The following is a 13,538-nucleotide window of genomic DNA, read 5'->3' on the forward strand; positions in this document are numbered from 1 at the left end:
CATGCGTGGCAAAATGATGCGTGCAGGCTGGAACGATGCTTATCTCTTCCAGCTCATGACTCAAATGCGATAGCCCTGCCCCTTGAGGGGGAGATGGCCGGCAGGCCAGAGGGGGTAGCCGCGCGTGAAGCGCCAACCTCCTCTTTCATTCGACGTATTATCCGATATCGCGTCGCGCCAGCCGAGGCGACCCCCTCTGTCGCCTTCGGCGACATCTCCCCCTCAAGGGGGGAGATTACCCGCTCAGCCGCTTTCGCCTAACAAAAAAGCCGCCAGGTTTCCCAAGCGGCTTCGATGACTTCCTGATGAAGTCGCTTAGTTCAGCTTCGACTTCACGTCCTGAAGCGAGGCCTTGAACAGGTCGGCACCCGCCTTTGCGTCAATCTTGCCGGCGAGCAGCGTGCGTGCGGCTTCGACGGCGATATCGACGGCGCTGGCGCGCACCTCGCTGATCGCCTCCCGCTCGGCCTGACCGATCTTCTGTTCGGCAAGTGCGGTGCGCCGGGCGACATAGTCCTCGGTCTTCTTGTGCGCCTCGGCAGCCAGCATGTCGGCCTCGCGCTTGGCGGCGGCGACGATGTCGGCGGCCTCCTGCTCGGCTTCCTTGCGCTTGCGCTGGTATTGGCCGAGCAATTGCTGGGCCTCCTCGCGCAGCCGGCGCGCTTCTTCAAGTTCGTTGCTGATCTTGTCGGCGCGGGCGTCGAGCGCCTTGGCGATCAGCTTAGGCACCTTGATGTAGACGGCAATGGCCAGGAAAATGACCAGGGCAACGGTGGCCCAAAGCGTCGCGAGTGATGTGGCGTCCATGATGCGCTCCTCACCGGGCCACGGATTTGACGGCTGCCGCGATCTCGGCCTTGCTGGCCTTGCCGCCGACAAGCGCCTCGACGATGGCCGAAGCGGTGTCCTCGGCGATCGTGCCGACTTCCTTCATGGCATTGGCCTTGATGGACGAAATGCGAGCCTCGGCTTCGCCAAGCTTCTGGTCAAGCGCTGCCTCGACCTTCTTGCGGGCGGCCTCGGCTTCCGCCTTGGCGGCATCGTTGGCCTGCTGGCCGATCGCATTGGCCTTGGTCTTGGCCTCCGTCAGTTCCTGCTCATAGGCGGCAACGGCGGCATCGGCCTCGCCCTTCAGCCTGGCGGCATGATCGAGATCCTGCGTGATGCGGTCGTTGCGGACATCGATGATGCCGCCAACACGCGGCATCACCACCTTCTTCAGGAACAGGTAGAACAGCCCGAAGGTGATCGCCAGCCACAGAAGCTGCGACGGAAATGTCGCCGGATCGAATGGCGGGAACACGCCGTGCGCCTCGGCAGGCACGCCGGTGCCGGAATGCGTATCGCCTTCCGTGCCGGTATGGCCGCCTTCGACGGCGGGCGCGGACTCTTGCGCAAAGGCAGATGTCACGAACATGGACTATCCCCTGATATCAGACCCGCCGCCGATTGCGGCCGGCCCATCCAATTCCCAATGTTAGCCGAACAGGGGCTCAGCCGAACAGGGCCAGAAGCGCGATGAGAAGGGAGAAGATGCCCAGCGCTTCGGTCACGGCGAAGCCGAAGATCAGGCGGCCGAACTGGCCATCCGCGGCCGACGGGTTGCGCAGCGCGCCCGCCAGATAGCTGCCGAAGATGTTGCCAAGGCCGATACCGGCGCCACCCATGCCGAGGCATGCGATGCCGGCGCCGATGAACTTTGCTGCTTCTGCTTCCATTTGTTCAACTCCTTTGGATCTAAAATTCCGTTGCAATTCCATCCGGCAGCAATGCCGGAAACTCTTGGCCAGCCTGGGTCAGTGCCCGGGATGCAGGGCGTCGTTCAGATACATGCAGGTCAGCACGGCAAAGACGTAGGCCTGCAGGAAGGCGACCAGCAATTCCAGCGCCGTCAGCGCCACGGCCATCGCCAGCGGCAGAACCGATCCGGCAATGCCAAGCGTGCCAAGCGCGCTCAAGCTCACCACGAAGCCAGAGAACACCTTCAGCGTGATGTGGCCGGCCAGCATATTGGCGAATAGACGAACCGAGAGGCTGACCGGGCGCGAAACGAAGGAAATCACCTCGATCAGCACCACCAGCGGCAGCAGGTAAATCGGCACGCCGTGCGGGACGAACAGTTTCAGGAAACCGAGGCCGTGCTTCATGAAGCCATAGACGACGACGGTTCCGATCACCAGCGCGGCAAGGCCGAAGGTAACGATGATGTGGCTGGTGACAGTGAAAAAATACGGGAAAAGACCGAGCAGATTGGCAACGAGCACGAACATGAACAGCGAAAATACCAAGGGGAAGAACTTCATGCCTTGCGTTCCGGCTGCGTCCCTCAGCATGTTGCCGACGAATTCGTAGGCCATTTCCGAGACCGACTGAAGACGGGTGGGGACAAGGCTGCGGCTTGAGGTGGTGAGATAGAGGAACGCCGATGCGACGACCACGGTCGCGACCATGAAGAGCGCCGAATTGGTGAAGGACAGGTCGTAGCCGCCGATCTCGATCGGAATCAGCTTGTTGATATGGAACTGGTGAATCGGATCGACCTTGTCAGCAGCCACTTTAAATCCCCATCAAAGCCGCATGCGGCTTTAGTGTCCTGTTCACTGCGCCGGCAAACGGCGCCTCAAGTTCATTCTTTCGGATCGTGGGTTTTGTCGCCCTGTCCGAATTCCGCCATAAGCCCTGCGGAGCGCAGGACATTGAGCACGCCGGCGCCAAAACCCAGCAGCAAAAAAACGATCAGACCCCATGGCGATGTCCCCGCCACACGGTCGATGATCCAGCCGAGACCAGCACCAACCACTATCCCGGCGATGAACTCGCTGGATAGCTTGAGCGCCTGGCCATATCCGGCCGCACTGCCCGCCTTCGCGTCGTCTTTCCCCTCGAGCCGGTCCGGCCGCCTTGTCGCAAGCGATGCTTCAAGGTCGCGCCGGCGGCGCTCAAGATCGTCGTCGCGGATGTCGGCTTGACGCTGTTTGCCGCGGCCGGTTTCTCCGGTTCCGTCTGGCCCATTCTTGTCGGCCATCGCAACCCCCTTGCCCGGTCAGATCGTCACCGTCCGTCCGCTCTTAAGTCGCCGGCAACATAGTTAGAGGGTCCGCGCCCGTCAAGCCACGGGCGGGACTTCCGCCTTAAGTATTTTTTCCTTGAAAATCAATAGTTTGCCAGGGTGCGACATCGTGCCCGCTACCGCCGCTGGCGTGCCGCGACCGAATCCCTCCGGCTATGGGTCTTCGATCGGCCGCGGCCGGGGCCTTGCCGGAGCGCTCAGCTCCAGCCGCCGCCATAGGTGCGATAGAAGATGTGCAGGCCGATCTTGGTCATTTTTTTCATCGTCCGCGCCCAACCCGGGTTGACGTAGTTGGCGTAATAATGGGTCGACGATCCCACTTCCGGGATGAAGATCTTGCCGGCAGTGACCGCCATGGCGATGTCCTGCGCGGTCTTGTAGTGGGCGGGACTCTGGATGCGCTTCTTCCTGCCGTCGCAAGCGAAGGAAAACTGGCAACGGTTGAACCATTTGTCGTTCTGATAGACGACGCCGCAGATCGAGTTCGGATAGGCCGGATTGCGAACGCGATTGAGGATGACCTGGGCAACGGCGGCCTGGCCGCGCAGCGATTCCCCGCGCGCTTCGAAATAGATGCCGTTGGCGAGGCAAGTCTGTTCCGCTTTGGAGAAGACGCTCGCCGGCAGCGGAGTTTGCATCCACGAATGATCGCCCTTAGCCACCGGCGGAATGAAACGGCCATCGTTCGGCTTCTCGTCCTGAAGCAAGGCTTCGAAGGGCGAAGCCTGGGCATAGTCAGGCGCGGCCGCTGCGTAGGCGGTCGCCAGGACGTCGGGGCGGTCGTTGTTGACCAGCGCGGCCAGCATGGCCGGCACGCCGGGATCCGGCTTCTTGTCGACGCGCCTATGAAACGCGGCGGTAATCTGGATCTCCTTGCCTTTGATCTCGGGCTTGGCGAAAGCCATTTTCAGCCCGCTGTCCATGCTCGGGCGAAGCAGCGAGGAGGTGCGCTCAAACACCGAGCCGGCATTGAAGTTCTTCGGCGGCGCGACCGGCGAGACGATGATGATGCGGCCCTTCTTGTCGGCGCGCATGATGCGGTCCTCGTCGGGCGTCTTGCTGGCCACGCTGCCCTTGCCGCGAAACGACACGGCGCCGATGCCGGGCAACCGGACGCCGGAGCCCGAGATCGAGCCGGTGGTGTCGGAATCGAGGAAAGGCATTTCGGCGGCATGGACCGAGCCGGCGACGGATTTCTCGACATAGGCGTTCCAGCGGGCGTTCGGCGCCTTGAGGCCCGAAACCAGGCTCGTCATGTCCTGGTAGGCGATGACATTGGGAAAGCCGACCCAGATGCCAAGTCCAATGACCAGAGGAGACAGAAAGGAACGTCTTTTCTCACCGGCGAAAGCGACAAGCCGCTTCAAAACACGTCGATGCACGGAACTCTCCAGAAACGCAACGGACCCCACTGGAGAGGCACGATGATGCATTAACCTTGATGGGGCGTTAACGGAGTTCGACAGCGCCAATCATTTCAAAGGCTTTGTTGGAAACGGCTCCAACGGTCCCAACAACCGCTCCGCAGAGCGCTGTTCAGAGATGGAGGATCCTCCTCTATGCCACGAACATGCTTAACGGCCCGTCATCGGCGAGCGGTCTCTTGCTTCAATGAGGTTTTTCGGTGGCGTGCTGGTCCGGTCAGGGGATAATTCCCCGAGGGCCCCGGCGTAGCTGGATCTGGCGGGTACCGCAGCATTTCTTGAACTTCATACCTGAACCGCAAGGACATTGATCATTGCCGCCGCGTTGCAGCCGGCCGACCAGGGGCAGCAGCGCTGCGGAAGGCAGGAGCGATGCCGCAAGGGCAGCCAACTTGGCCGAGATTCCCGGCACGACGAGGCGACGACCGGATTTGAACCCTCGCCACGCACGTTCGGCCACATACTTCGCATCCACCTTGGGCAAGACGTTGAAGAGCACCGTCTGATTGGCGCCTGACCTTGCGAGAAACTCCGTCGACACCGGGCCTGGTGCCACGCATGTGACCGTCACACCGGTTCGGCGCAATTCCTGGTGAAGCGCCTCTGAGAAGAAGCGCACGAAACCTTTGCTAGCGAAGTACAGAGCCATATAAGGTCCGGGAAGGAACCCGGCCACGGAACTGAGATTGAGCACCCCGCCCCGTCGGCGCGCCACCATTCCGGGCAGAAAATGGAGGGTCAGTTCTGTGAGGGAATGTATGTTGAGATCGATGATGCCGAGTTGACCATCAACAGGCAGCGCCGTCGTCGCGCCGCGCAGGCCATAGCCGGCGCTGTTGACCAGGACATCACAGACCAGGCCGTGTGCGGACAGAAAGCCCTCCAGGCGCGTTGGCGCATCGCCTGCCACGAGATCCAACTCGAGCGTGAATGCCTCGCCACCCGCCTCCCGAACCTCAGACGCCGCGGCGGCCAAACCCTCGGGCGAGCGGGCAACCAGCACAACCGCGCCGCGCTCCCGTGCAGCGACGCTCGCAATTGCCCGGCCAATTCCACCCGAGCCGCCAATCACGACGACGGCTGGCCGCAATTCACGGTGCGAAATCACGTCGCGTTCCTCTGTCTTGCAGGAGCGGCAACACCTTGACCGAGCAGCCCCACTTCATTGGCGACAGTGCCGTTCAGAATCTTTTCGAATCTCTCCAGTGCTCGTGCGACGTTCGCTCCATCCATGACCCGGTGATCGTAGTGGATGCGGACATTCACCGATCCGTCGTTGCCGATCGGACCGTAGTTTAGAAGCGTGGTCAATGGTGTCAGCGGGTTGAGTGATTCCGCACCGAGACCAGAATAGACGGACAGTTGGAAGGTACCGAAGTAATTTGCCCTTTGCCGGCCGATGTTCAACCCTAGCCACATAAGCAGCCACCGGACTGGCGCGGGCGCACCTGCCATCCGCAAGGCACGCCGGAACTCCGGGACCTCCAGGATCGGCCGTGATCGAGCCGCGTGGATGGACCCCTCAAGTTCCGTGATGGAGTAACGCTCCGGGCACTTGATGCAGCTCAGCAGAACGGCCGGCTCGCCATCATATTCGCGCTCGTGGGCAATCGAGGCTACGCTTGCCGGATACTCGTAAAGCTGCGGCCAGGGCAACTTGACATAGGCGCGCCGCAGCTCCGGCATCTCCAGGGAGAGAAGCGCATATCCTTTCAGGAAGATCGCGGTCCACGAGGGCCGGGTCTGCTGCGCCATTCTAGCCGTTACGAGTGGGCCGAGGTTCATCTGACGCTGCACCGCGACCCGTGGCACGCCGAGCGAAAATCTCATCAGATCGCCAACAAGGCGCCGGGGCGCCGAAAGCTTGAGGGCTCGGCCTCGCATCAAACGACCTCTAATAAAGATAAGGGAATATTCGCTTGGTCCTTTCCATATAGTCACGGTATTGCGAGCCTAAATTCTCAAGCATCATGCGCTCTTCCTTATCCACTCTCAGCAGGAAAAGCGCTGCGAAACCAATCAAACCGGATATGCCTGCAACCCAGTTCGGCAGCAGAAAGAGCTGGCCGAGCCCCATAAGCAGGAACGAGGTGTACATCGGGTGACGGACCAAGGCATATGGCCCGGCACTGACCAGTTCATGCCGTTCGCGAATCTCGAGCGTGATCGACCAGTTACGGCCAAGTTCCTTGTGGGACATGCGAAAAATCCACAGCGCGGAGCAGAAGATGATGGTTCCGAGCGCCACCGACCACACGCTGGCCGGATGGTCAGCCGCTGCGGGGATGCCGGTGGCGACATAGAAGCCAGGCAGGATCGCCAGGCCAAGGAGAGCCGATGCAAGCCCGACGGTGTCGGAACTTGAGCGGCCGCCAGCGACAATTCGCACGCGCCTTGCCCGGCGCTCGAACGGATACCGGATCACGTACCAAGCAACGAGGCCGATCACCCATATGATCTCGCCAAGTGAAGCTACAGCAATGGTCAATTCAGGTCACCGGAGCCTTTTCTCGATCTGGGACCACGATAAGCCGTCGCAACGATGTCACCGTCCGAGTTGTCGACCGATAGACATTCAGAGCGCGTTCCTTTCGGACTTAACCGGGCGAATGAGACGTGAAAGCGGGTCTGCCAATCGCATTCAACCCGCGTTCATCTCCCGAAGTTTGGTTATGAATTGTTGCGGCCGCAGCCAGGTACCGGGGGTCTTATACCCCATGGATTTGGCGATGTCCGCAACAAATGCGTTGCAGTTGTAGAGCGAGGCGTGCCAAAGCGGAGAACTGGCCTGCAGCCTTCGTATGCTCGCGACGACTTTCCTATATTCGGCTTCGGTAAGTAAAACCCGCCAGCTTGCCGACCGGTAGGCATCTTCCAGGTCGCCGTCCGTCCACCCGGTCGAGGCTGGCACGGGCGCCAAATGGCCGAGAACATAGACATTGGGATCATCGGACTTCGGAGCGAGCCCTGCGACTTCGGGGTCGACCATCCGTCCCGCCTTGTTCAATCGTCCAAAAATCACGAAGGAATGGCCGTAAGTGAGGGCGTACCGGGAGCGGAACTCGATGAAATGCCGTTGGGCTTGAGTTGATGCCGCCGCGCGCGCCGGCATCGCCGCGGTTCTCAGTGCCCGATCAGTGGACACGAAAGTCGGCTGGGGCTTGTTGTCCTGCGACTGACATGACGCTGCGACAAGCGCGAGCAGGGCCACAATTGTTGAACGGCCACTTACTAGCGTCATCTCATCCCGAACTCCGAAGACCGCAGACCTAGGCCAGCCTATGCCGCCAACCGCACGTAGGCTACGAATCCAGCCTTGGCCCCTGCATATCGATGGGGAAGGGCCGCCGGCCCTTCCCCAAATCACCGAAAGCCGGTCGTTATTTAATCACGGGCTCTTCTACGGCAGCGGGTTCCGGCGGAGGAGCCTTCCCCTTTCCTTTGCCGATAAAGCCGTTTGCGCAGCCGCTCAGGCTGGCAACGGCGAGGGTGGCAACCATTACAATCAAGATCTTGCTCATCAAGCAATCCTTTCCCCGGGGATGGAATAGCCTATAGAATCGCCACAAATAAAATATGCAGCTCCGCGAAGTTACCTGCGATCTGTAACAAAGCCTAGTGCAGAAATGACACAGTTGGCACCCGGTTGCCGGCGGCACCTTTGCGGTGACGTGCTGGCAGGGTTCACCATCCAACGGAGATCAGGCCTGCTCACCATCAAACAACCACCACCCTCGTGCCCAAAGGAGTACGGTCGTAGAGGTCAATGATGTCGTCATTTGTCAAACGGATGCACCCGTTCGATACCGCTGTGCCTATCGTCCATGGCTCGTTTGTACCATGTATCCGGAAGTGGGTGTCGCGCCCGTCGCGATAGAGATATAGGGCACGCGCGCCAAGCGGGTTGTTTGGTCCGCCAGGGACCCCCCCTGCATACTGCACCAGGCGCGGCTTGCGCCTCATCATGTTGGCGGTGGGTGTCCACGACGGCCAGTCCGCCTTGCGGCCGACGGTCGCTGTACCCTTGAACGAAAGTCCCTGCTCGCCGACGCCGACGCCGTAGCGCGTCGCCCACCCGTCGGTCTCGACGGCATAGAGAAAACGTTGCGAAGTATCGACGACGATCGTTCCAGGCGGCTCGTTTCCGTCGTACCGCACATGCTGCCGTCGGAATCGAGGACTGAGGCCACTTCTTGGTCCGAACGCGGATGAAATCGGCTCCGTCACCTGTCGCAACGTCGACGTACATCCGGAGACCATCAGAGCCAGAGTACCCAGCACGAGCCCCCGGCGCGCAATGTGGTGTTCTTCCATTTCTACCTGCTAGGAAACTGGTCGATCTACCGCCACCCTCGTCTCTACCATTCCAAGGCCTGCGGGCCAAGTCTCGCTGTGTGGTGGCAAAATGAATTCACAGGATTGACAAGCGAATTGGATCGAAACTTCTTGCGATAACCGTCTGCCTCTGTTCGGTTATGTCACAATGGGCATAGGACAGAGACGATGAAGCCTGACTTCCATGGTAAAGTCGCGATTGTGACCGGCGCAGGCTCCGGAATAGGAGCGGCTGTTTCACGGCAACTCGCGCAAGAAGGAGCCGAGGTTGTTGTCGCCGACCTTGATGCCGAGGCCGCGCGCTGCAGAGCCGCCGAAATAAGCGCGCAAGGAGGCAGGGCCTACGACTTTGCGGTCGATGTCACGGATGCGGCAGCCGTCGAAAAGCTGATCGAGTTCACTGTCCAGAAATGCGGCGGACTGGATATGGCGGTAAACAATGCAGGTATCGACGGCGTTCGAAAAGCGACGGCAGACTATCCGCTCGACAACTGGCACAAGCTGATAAACGTCAATCTAAATGGCGTTTTCTACAGCATGAAGTACGAAATCGCCGCCATGCTGGATCGAGGCGGAGGCGCCATCGTGAACATGTCCTCGATTCTCGGTTCCGTCGGCTTGCCGACTGCGTCCGCATACACGGCAGCCAAACACGGGGTCGTTGGACTAACCAAGGTTGCGGCGATTGAATATGCGAGGATGGGCATCCGGATCAATGTCGTCGGCCCCGGCTGGATCGAAACGCCTCTTCTATCGGAGCAAGTGGAGGTATTAGCCACGCGGCGCATGGCAGCCCTTCAGCCGATGGGCAGACGCGGCAAACCGGAAGAGGTAGCGGCTCTTGTGTGCTTCCTGTTGTCCGATCAGGCCAGCTTTATCACTGGGAGCTACCATCTGGTGGACGGAGCCTACACCGCCCATTAAAGCGCGTCGTGGCTGAATGGATTCATGCGAGGCGCTTTAACTGTCAGGGCGATGACGCCGCGGCTGCCCGCACTGCCTGAGATGGCGCTGTTCCGTTCCCGCGTCGCAAGGGAGGCCGAGCCAGACCCGGTGGCGGCGCGAATTGCCGACATCCTGGTGCAGGTGGCAGTGGAATCGCCTGCCCGAATGTGCAGGCGCTGCCGGCGAGCGGCCTGCGGAGCGTAGCTGATGCTGGCACCCAGAAGACGCGGCGCTCAGCGGCGTTTCTTCGCCTTGCCGGCGAACGGATTTTCCGAGGTGCGCAAGGCGATGCGGATCGGCACGCCGGGCATGTCGAAGGCTTCGCGCAGACTGTTGGAGAGGTAGCGGACATAGGATTGCGGCATCGCGTCCGGCCGTGAGCAGGATACGACGAAGCCCGGCGGGCGCGTCTTGGCCTGGGTGACATATTTGATCTTCAGCCGACGCCCTGCCACGGCAGGCGGCGGATGATGCGCCAGGATGCCTTCCAGCCAGCGGTTGAGCTTGCCGGTCGAGACGCGGCTGTTCCACACTCTGTGCGTCCGGATGACGGCATCCATCAGCTTGTCGAGGCCGCGCCCGGTCTCGGCCGAGACCGGCACCGCCTGCATGCCGCGCGCCTGCGGCAACAGCCGCTCGGTCTTCTCGCGCAGTTCCGCCAGGAGTTCCTGGGGGTGGTCGATCATATCCCATTTGTTGAAGGCAATCACCGGCGCGCGGCCCTCGCGGATGATCAGGTCAGCGATCTGCAGATCCTGCTTCTCGAAGGGAATGGTGGCGTCGAGCACGATGATGACGATCTCGGCAAAGCGAATGGCGCGCAGGGCATCCTGCACCGACATGACTTCCAGCTTTTCGTGGATCCTGGCCTTGCGGCGCATGCCGGCGGTGTCGAACAGTTTCAGGCGGCGGCCATGCCAGTCCCAGTCGACGGAGATGGAATCGCGGGTGATGCCGGCTTCCGGTCCGGTCAAGAGCCGCTCCTCGCCGATTAGCGCGTTGATCAGCGTCGATTTGCCGGCATTTGGGCGACCGACGACGGCGATGCGCATCGGTTTGGTATCGTCATAGCTCGGCTCGGCATCCGGATCGGTGATGTCCTCGCCGATCAGTACCTCGCTGGCGGCGGTCTCCTCGTCCGCATCCTCTTCTTCTTCGCCGAAGGCGCGCGCCTCGCCCAGTGCGGCGATCACCGCATCGCGCAAATCGGGCAGGCCCTGGCCGTGTTCGGCCGACACCGGGATCGGCTCGCCAAGGCCGAGCTCCCAGGCCTCAACCATGCCGCCCTGGGCGCCGCGCGCCTCGGCCTTATTGGCGACGACGACAACCGGTTTGCCGGACTTGCGCACGATCTCAGCGAAGGTCTTGTCGTCAGGCATCAGCCCGGACTTGGCATCGATCGTGAAAAAGATCAGGTCGGCTTCGCGGATGGCGATCTCGGTCTGGGCGCGCATGCGGCCCGGCAGCGTCGAAGCAGCAGCATCCTCGAAGCCGGCGGTGTCGATGACATCGAAATGCAGGTCGTAGAGCTTGGCGGCATGGACGCGACGGTCGCGGGTGACGCCCGGCGTGTCGTCGACAAGCGCCAGCTTCCTTCCCACCAGACGATTGAAAAGGGTCGATTTGCCGACGTTAGGCCGGCCGATGATGGCGACTTTGAACGTCATGCGGCCCTACATCTGCCAGCATGTCGTCGTCCCAAAACCGCTGCACACTTTTGGGCGACATGCATCTGCCATGCATGTCGTTGTCCCAAAACCGCTACACACTTTTGGGCGACATGCATTACGACACGCTGCCCGACCCACGGATCAGCTCGGACATCAACGTCGCCCGCTCGCGCGCGTTGCGCGGGGCGCCGTCATCCGCGGCGATCTGGTCGAACAGTTTCAGTGCGTCCGTCGCCTTGCCTTCCTTCCAGGCGGCAAGGCCTAGCGCCTCGCGCGCGGTATGGCGCAGCGGATTGGTGTCGGCGGTGAGCGTCTCGACGCGGCTGGAGACATCGGCGAAGGAACCCTGGTCGACGAGCAGCAGCGCTGCCCTGAGGCGCGCCATGTCGCGAAGGCCTGATGGAATGTCCGTGTCGGCGGCGACCTCGTCGAAGTCCTTGACGGCGGCGGCGACATCGCCCTTATCCGCCTTGACGGTTGCCGCGCGCATGCGGGCGAGCAGCGGATAGGCGCCGTAGCCATCCTTTTCCAACGCAGCAAGGGCAGTCAGCGCTTCGTCGCTCTTGCCCTCATTGGCGAGCTTCAGCGCCTGCGAGAAGGCGTCGCCCGAGCGATTGGCGCGAGTCTCGTCCCAATAGCGATAGCCGACGAAGGCCGCGGTGCTGACCACCACCAGTATCGCAAGCGCAAGCAAGGCAGGACCAAAACGGTCCCATAGCGCATGCGCCTGATCGCGACGCATCTCTTCGTTGACTTCGCGGATAAAACTGTCGTCCGACATCTCAAAACCATCCTGCCCGCCCCAGGGCGGTTTAGAGCGACGTGCGTCCATGGAAAGTACGCTCTAACACTTTGAATTTGCGCATCGTGCTTCCTGAAAATCAATTCTGCTTTTCAGGCCGATGCGGTAGCCCGCGTTTTAGCGAAATTTTGCCGGCATGGAAGGGGTTGGACAGGAAAATCGGCTAATCGCCGGACAGGCGACGTAAGGGTGACTAAAAAAGGGCGACCGCACCCGCGCCACATTTCGCCGATAGCCGGTGCTCGAACCCTCCTCAAATCCCAGATCAGATGCTAATGCCCCGTTTGTCCCGCGTTGTCGCGTTTTCCATCGCGTCGCTTGCTGCAGCGGACACTGCTGTCGCCGATCCGCCCGCGGCGCCAGCGCCGGCAAGGCTGAAGCAGGCCGTCATCATCTCGTTCGACAGCGCTCGCGATATTTCGCAGTGGAAGCGCAGCAGGGCGCTGGCCGCGCGCACCGGCGCCCATTTTACTTATTTCGTGTCCTGCGTCTTCCTGCTCTCGCCGGAAACGCACAAGGAATACACAGCGCCCGGCAAGACATCAGGCAAATCCAGTATCGGCTTTGCCGCCTCGAAACAGGACGTCGCCGACCGGCTCGCGCAGATAAACCTTGCCGCCTCGGAGGGCCACGATATCGGCAGCCACGCTTGCGGCCATTTCGACGGCAAGGACTGGAGCAAGGCCGACTGGCTGAGCGAGTTCGGTTCGTTCCAGCGAATTCTCGAGAACGCCTATTCGATAAACGCTATTACCGCTGAACCCGCGGGTTGGCGCGAAATCGCGCGCAAGGCGGTCGGCTTTCGCGCCCCCTATCTGTCGGCAAACAAGGCGCTCTACGAGGCGCTGCCAAAGGCGGGCTACCTGTTTGACGCGAGCGGCGTGTCACGCGGCCCTGCCCGGCCACCGACCCGCGACGGCATCACACGCTTTTCGCTACCGCAGATCCCGGAAGGTCCTGACACAAGGCGAGTGATCGCCATGGACTACAATCTCTATATCAGGCATTCCGGCGGTTTCGAGCGGCCGAGCAAGGCGAACGAATTCGCCGACCGGACATATGACGCCTTTCGCGCAGCCTTCGACGCTCAATACCAGGGCAAACGCATTCCGCTGGAACTCGGGTTCCATTTCACGCTGATGAATGACGGCGCCTACTGGAATGCGCTGGAGCGCTTTGCCGGCGAGGTCTGCACCAGGCCCGACGTCGAGTGCATCAGCTATCGCGACTATGTTTCGCGGCGCGATGGCGGCCAAACGCAGGCGTCGGTGGGCGGCTGGATCCGGAAGTGA

16 protein-coding genes are annotated in these 13,538 nt (G+C 61.3%); 2 read left to right on the plus strand and 14 right to left on the minus strand.

The annotated features are described in order from the left end of the window. Positions 1-315: 315 nt before the first annotated feature. The 12 genes from CIT26_RS07095 to CIT26_RS07150 form a co-directional block, all read right to left on the minus strand. Positions 316-807, minus strand: a complete 492-nt coding sequence (locus CIT26_RS07095) for a F0F1 ATP synthase subunit B (protein ID WP_095491921.1) — start codon at positions 805-807, stop codon at positions 316-318. 10 nt (positions 808-817) lie between these two features. Then, positions 818-1,417, minus strand: coding sequence for a F0F1 ATP synthase subunit B (locus CIT26_RS07100; protein ID WP_095491922.1), 600 nt, complete (start codon positions 1,415-1,417; stop codon positions 818-820). Positions 1,418-1,493: 76 nt separating this feature from the next. Further along, the gene (locus CIT26_RS07105; RefSeq protein ID WP_023799397.1) at positions 1,494-1,718 is read right to left on the minus strand and encodes a F0F1 ATP synthase subunit C; all 225 of its coding nucleotides are present in this window, start codon (positions 1,716-1,718) and stop codon (positions 1,494-1,496) included. A 78-nt stretch (positions 1,719-1,796) separates the two neighbouring features. Continuing rightward, positions 1,797-2,555 (minus strand): F0F1 ATP synthase subunit A, encoded by a 759-nt coding sequence (locus CIT26_RS07110; RefSeq protein ID WP_095491923.1) that lies wholly within the window; start codon positions 2,553-2,555, stop codon positions 1,797-1,799. Between the two features lie 71 nt (positions 2,556-2,626). Beyond that, on the minus strand, positions 2,627-3,025 hold the full coding sequence (locus CIT26_RS07115; RefSeq protein WP_095491924.1) for an AtpZ/AtpI family protein: 399 nt from the start codon (positions 3,023-3,025) through the stop codon (positions 2,627-2,629). Positions 3,026-3,267: 242 nt separating this feature from the next. Further along, positions 3,268-4,452, minus strand: coding sequence for a cell wall hydrolase (locus CIT26_RS07120; protein WP_095491925.1), 1,185 nt, complete (start codon positions 4,450-4,452; stop codon positions 3,268-3,270). A gap of 259 nt (positions 4,453-4,711) precedes the next feature. Continuing rightward, entirely contained in the window at positions 4,712-5,599 is an 888-nt protein-coding gene (locus tag CIT26_RS07125; protein WP_095491970.1) for an SDR family NAD(P)-dependent oxidoreductase, read from the minus strand. After that, the gene (locus CIT26_RS07130) at positions 5,599-6,378 is read right to left on the minus strand and encodes a hypothetical protein (RefSeq protein WP_095491926.1); all 780 of its coding nucleotides are present in this window, start codon (positions 6,376-6,378) and stop codon (positions 5,599-5,601) included. Before CIT26_RS07130 ends, CIT26_RS07125 begins: the two co-directional genes overlap by 1 nt. Before the next feature lie 10 nt (positions 6,379-6,388). After that, positions 6,389-6,976 (minus strand): protein-S-isoprenylcysteine O-methyltransferase, encoded by a 588-nt coding sequence (locus tag CIT26_RS07135; RefSeq protein ID WP_095491971.1) that lies wholly within the window; start codon positions 6,974-6,976, stop codon positions 6,389-6,391. Between the two features lie 159 nt (positions 6,977-7,135). Further along, entirely contained in the window at positions 7,136-7,735 is a 600-nt protein-coding gene (locus CIT26_RS07140) for a hypothetical protein (RefSeq protein ID WP_095491927.1), read from the minus strand. Positions 7,736-7,874: 139 nt separating this feature from the next. Beyond that, the gene (locus CIT26_RS07145; protein WP_095491928.1) at positions 7,875-8,015 is read right to left on the minus strand and encodes an ABC transporter; all 141 of its coding nucleotides are present in this window, start codon (positions 8,013-8,015) and stop codon (positions 7,875-7,877) included. 196 nt (positions 8,016-8,211) lie between these two features. Further along, complete coding sequence (locus CIT26_RS07150) at positions 8,212-8,808, minus strand: L,D-transpeptidase (RefSeq protein WP_095491929.1); 597 nt, start codon at positions 8,806-8,808, stop codon at positions 8,212-8,214. 189 nt (positions 8,809-8,997) lie between these two features. On the opposite strand from CIT26_RS07150, the gene CIT26_RS07155 reads away from it, so the two are divergent. Continuing rightward, complete coding sequence (locus tag CIT26_RS07155; RefSeq protein ID WP_095491930.1) at positions 8,998-9,753, plus strand: SDR family NAD(P)-dependent oxidoreductase; 756 nt, start codon at positions 8,998-9,000, stop codon at positions 9,751-9,753. 254 nt (positions 9,754-10,007) lie between these two features. Here the strand turns inward: CIT26_RS07155 and der are convergent, their stop codons facing one another. Further along, positions 10,008-11,441 (minus strand): ribosome biogenesis GTPase Der, encoded by a 1,434-nt coding sequence (gene der, locus CIT26_RS07160; protein WP_095491931.1) that lies wholly within the window; start codon positions 11,439-11,441, stop codon positions 10,008-10,010. A 118-nt stretch (positions 11,442-11,559) separates the two neighbouring features. Next, positions 11,560-12,225 carry a tetratricopeptide repeat protein gene (locus tag CIT26_RS07165; protein WP_095491932.1) on the minus strand — a complete coding sequence of 222 codons (666 nt, stop codon included), beginning with the start codon at positions 12,223-12,225 and terminating at the stop codon, positions 11,560-11,562. Positions 12,226-12,521: 296 nt separating this feature from the next. On the opposite strand from CIT26_RS07165, the gene CIT26_RS07170 reads away from it, so the two are divergent. Further along, positions 12,522-13,538 carry a polysaccharide deacetylase family protein gene (locus CIT26_RS07170; protein ID WP_095491933.1) on the plus strand — a complete coding sequence of 339 codons (1,017 nt, stop codon included), beginning with the start codon at positions 12,522-12,524 and terminating at the stop codon, positions 13,536-13,538.

Source organism: Mesorhizobium temperatum (genome assembly GCF_002284575.1).
GTDB lineage: Bacteria > Pseudomonadota > Alphaproteobacteria > Rhizobiales > Rhizobiaceae > Mesorhizobium > Mesorhizobium temperatum.

Bases quoted from the DNA above. Each gene is read 5' to 3' on its own strand.
- CIT26_RS07140 (WP_095491927.1), bottom strand. From the start codon at position 7,735: ATGACGCTAGTAAGTGGCCGTTCAACAATTGTGGCCCTGCTCGCGCTT.
- CIT26_RS07145 (WP_095491928.1), bottom strand. From the start codon at position 8,015: ATGAGCAAGATCTTGATTGTAATGGTTGCCACCCTCGCCGTTGCCAGC.
- CIT26_RS07115 (WP_095491924.1), bottom strand. From the start codon at position 3,025: ATGGCCGACAAGAATGGGCCAGACGGAACCGGAGAAACCGGCCGCGGC.
- der (WP_095491931.1), bottom strand. From the start codon at position 11,441: ATGACGTTCAAAGTCGCCATCATCGGCCGGCCTAACGTCGGCAAATCG.
- CIT26_RS07100 (WP_095491922.1), bottom strand. From the start codon at position 1,417: ATGTTCGTGACATCTGCCTTTGCGCAAGAGTCCGCGCCCGCCGTCGAA.
- CIT26_RS07170 (WP_095491933.1), top strand. From the start codon at position 12,522: ATGCCCCGTTTGTCCCGCGTTGTCGCGTTTTCCATCGCGTCGCTTGCT.
- CIT26_RS07150 (WP_095491929.1), bottom strand. From the start codon at position 8,808: ATGGAAGAACACCACATTGCGCGCCGGGGGCTCGTGCTGGGTACTCTG.
- CIT26_RS07165 (WP_095491932.1), bottom strand. From the start codon at position 12,225: ATGTCGGACGACAGTTTTATCCGCGAAGTCAACGAAGAGATGCGTCGC.
- CIT26_RS07130 (WP_095491926.1), bottom strand. From the start codon at position 6,378: ATGCGAGGCCGAGCCCTCAAGCTTTCGGCGCCCCGGCGCCTTGTTGGC.
- CIT26_RS07155 (WP_095491930.1), top strand. From the start codon at position 8,998: ATGAAGCCTGACTTCCATGGTAAAGTCGCGATTGTGACCGGCGCAGGC.
- CIT26_RS07105 (WP_023799397.1), bottom strand. From the start codon at position 1,718: ATGGAAGCAGAAGCAGCAAAGTTCATCGGCGCCGGCATCGCATGCCTC.
- CIT26_RS07095 (WP_095491921.1), bottom strand. From the start codon at position 807: ATGGACGCCACATCACTCGCGACGCTTTGGGCCACCGTTGCCCTGGTC.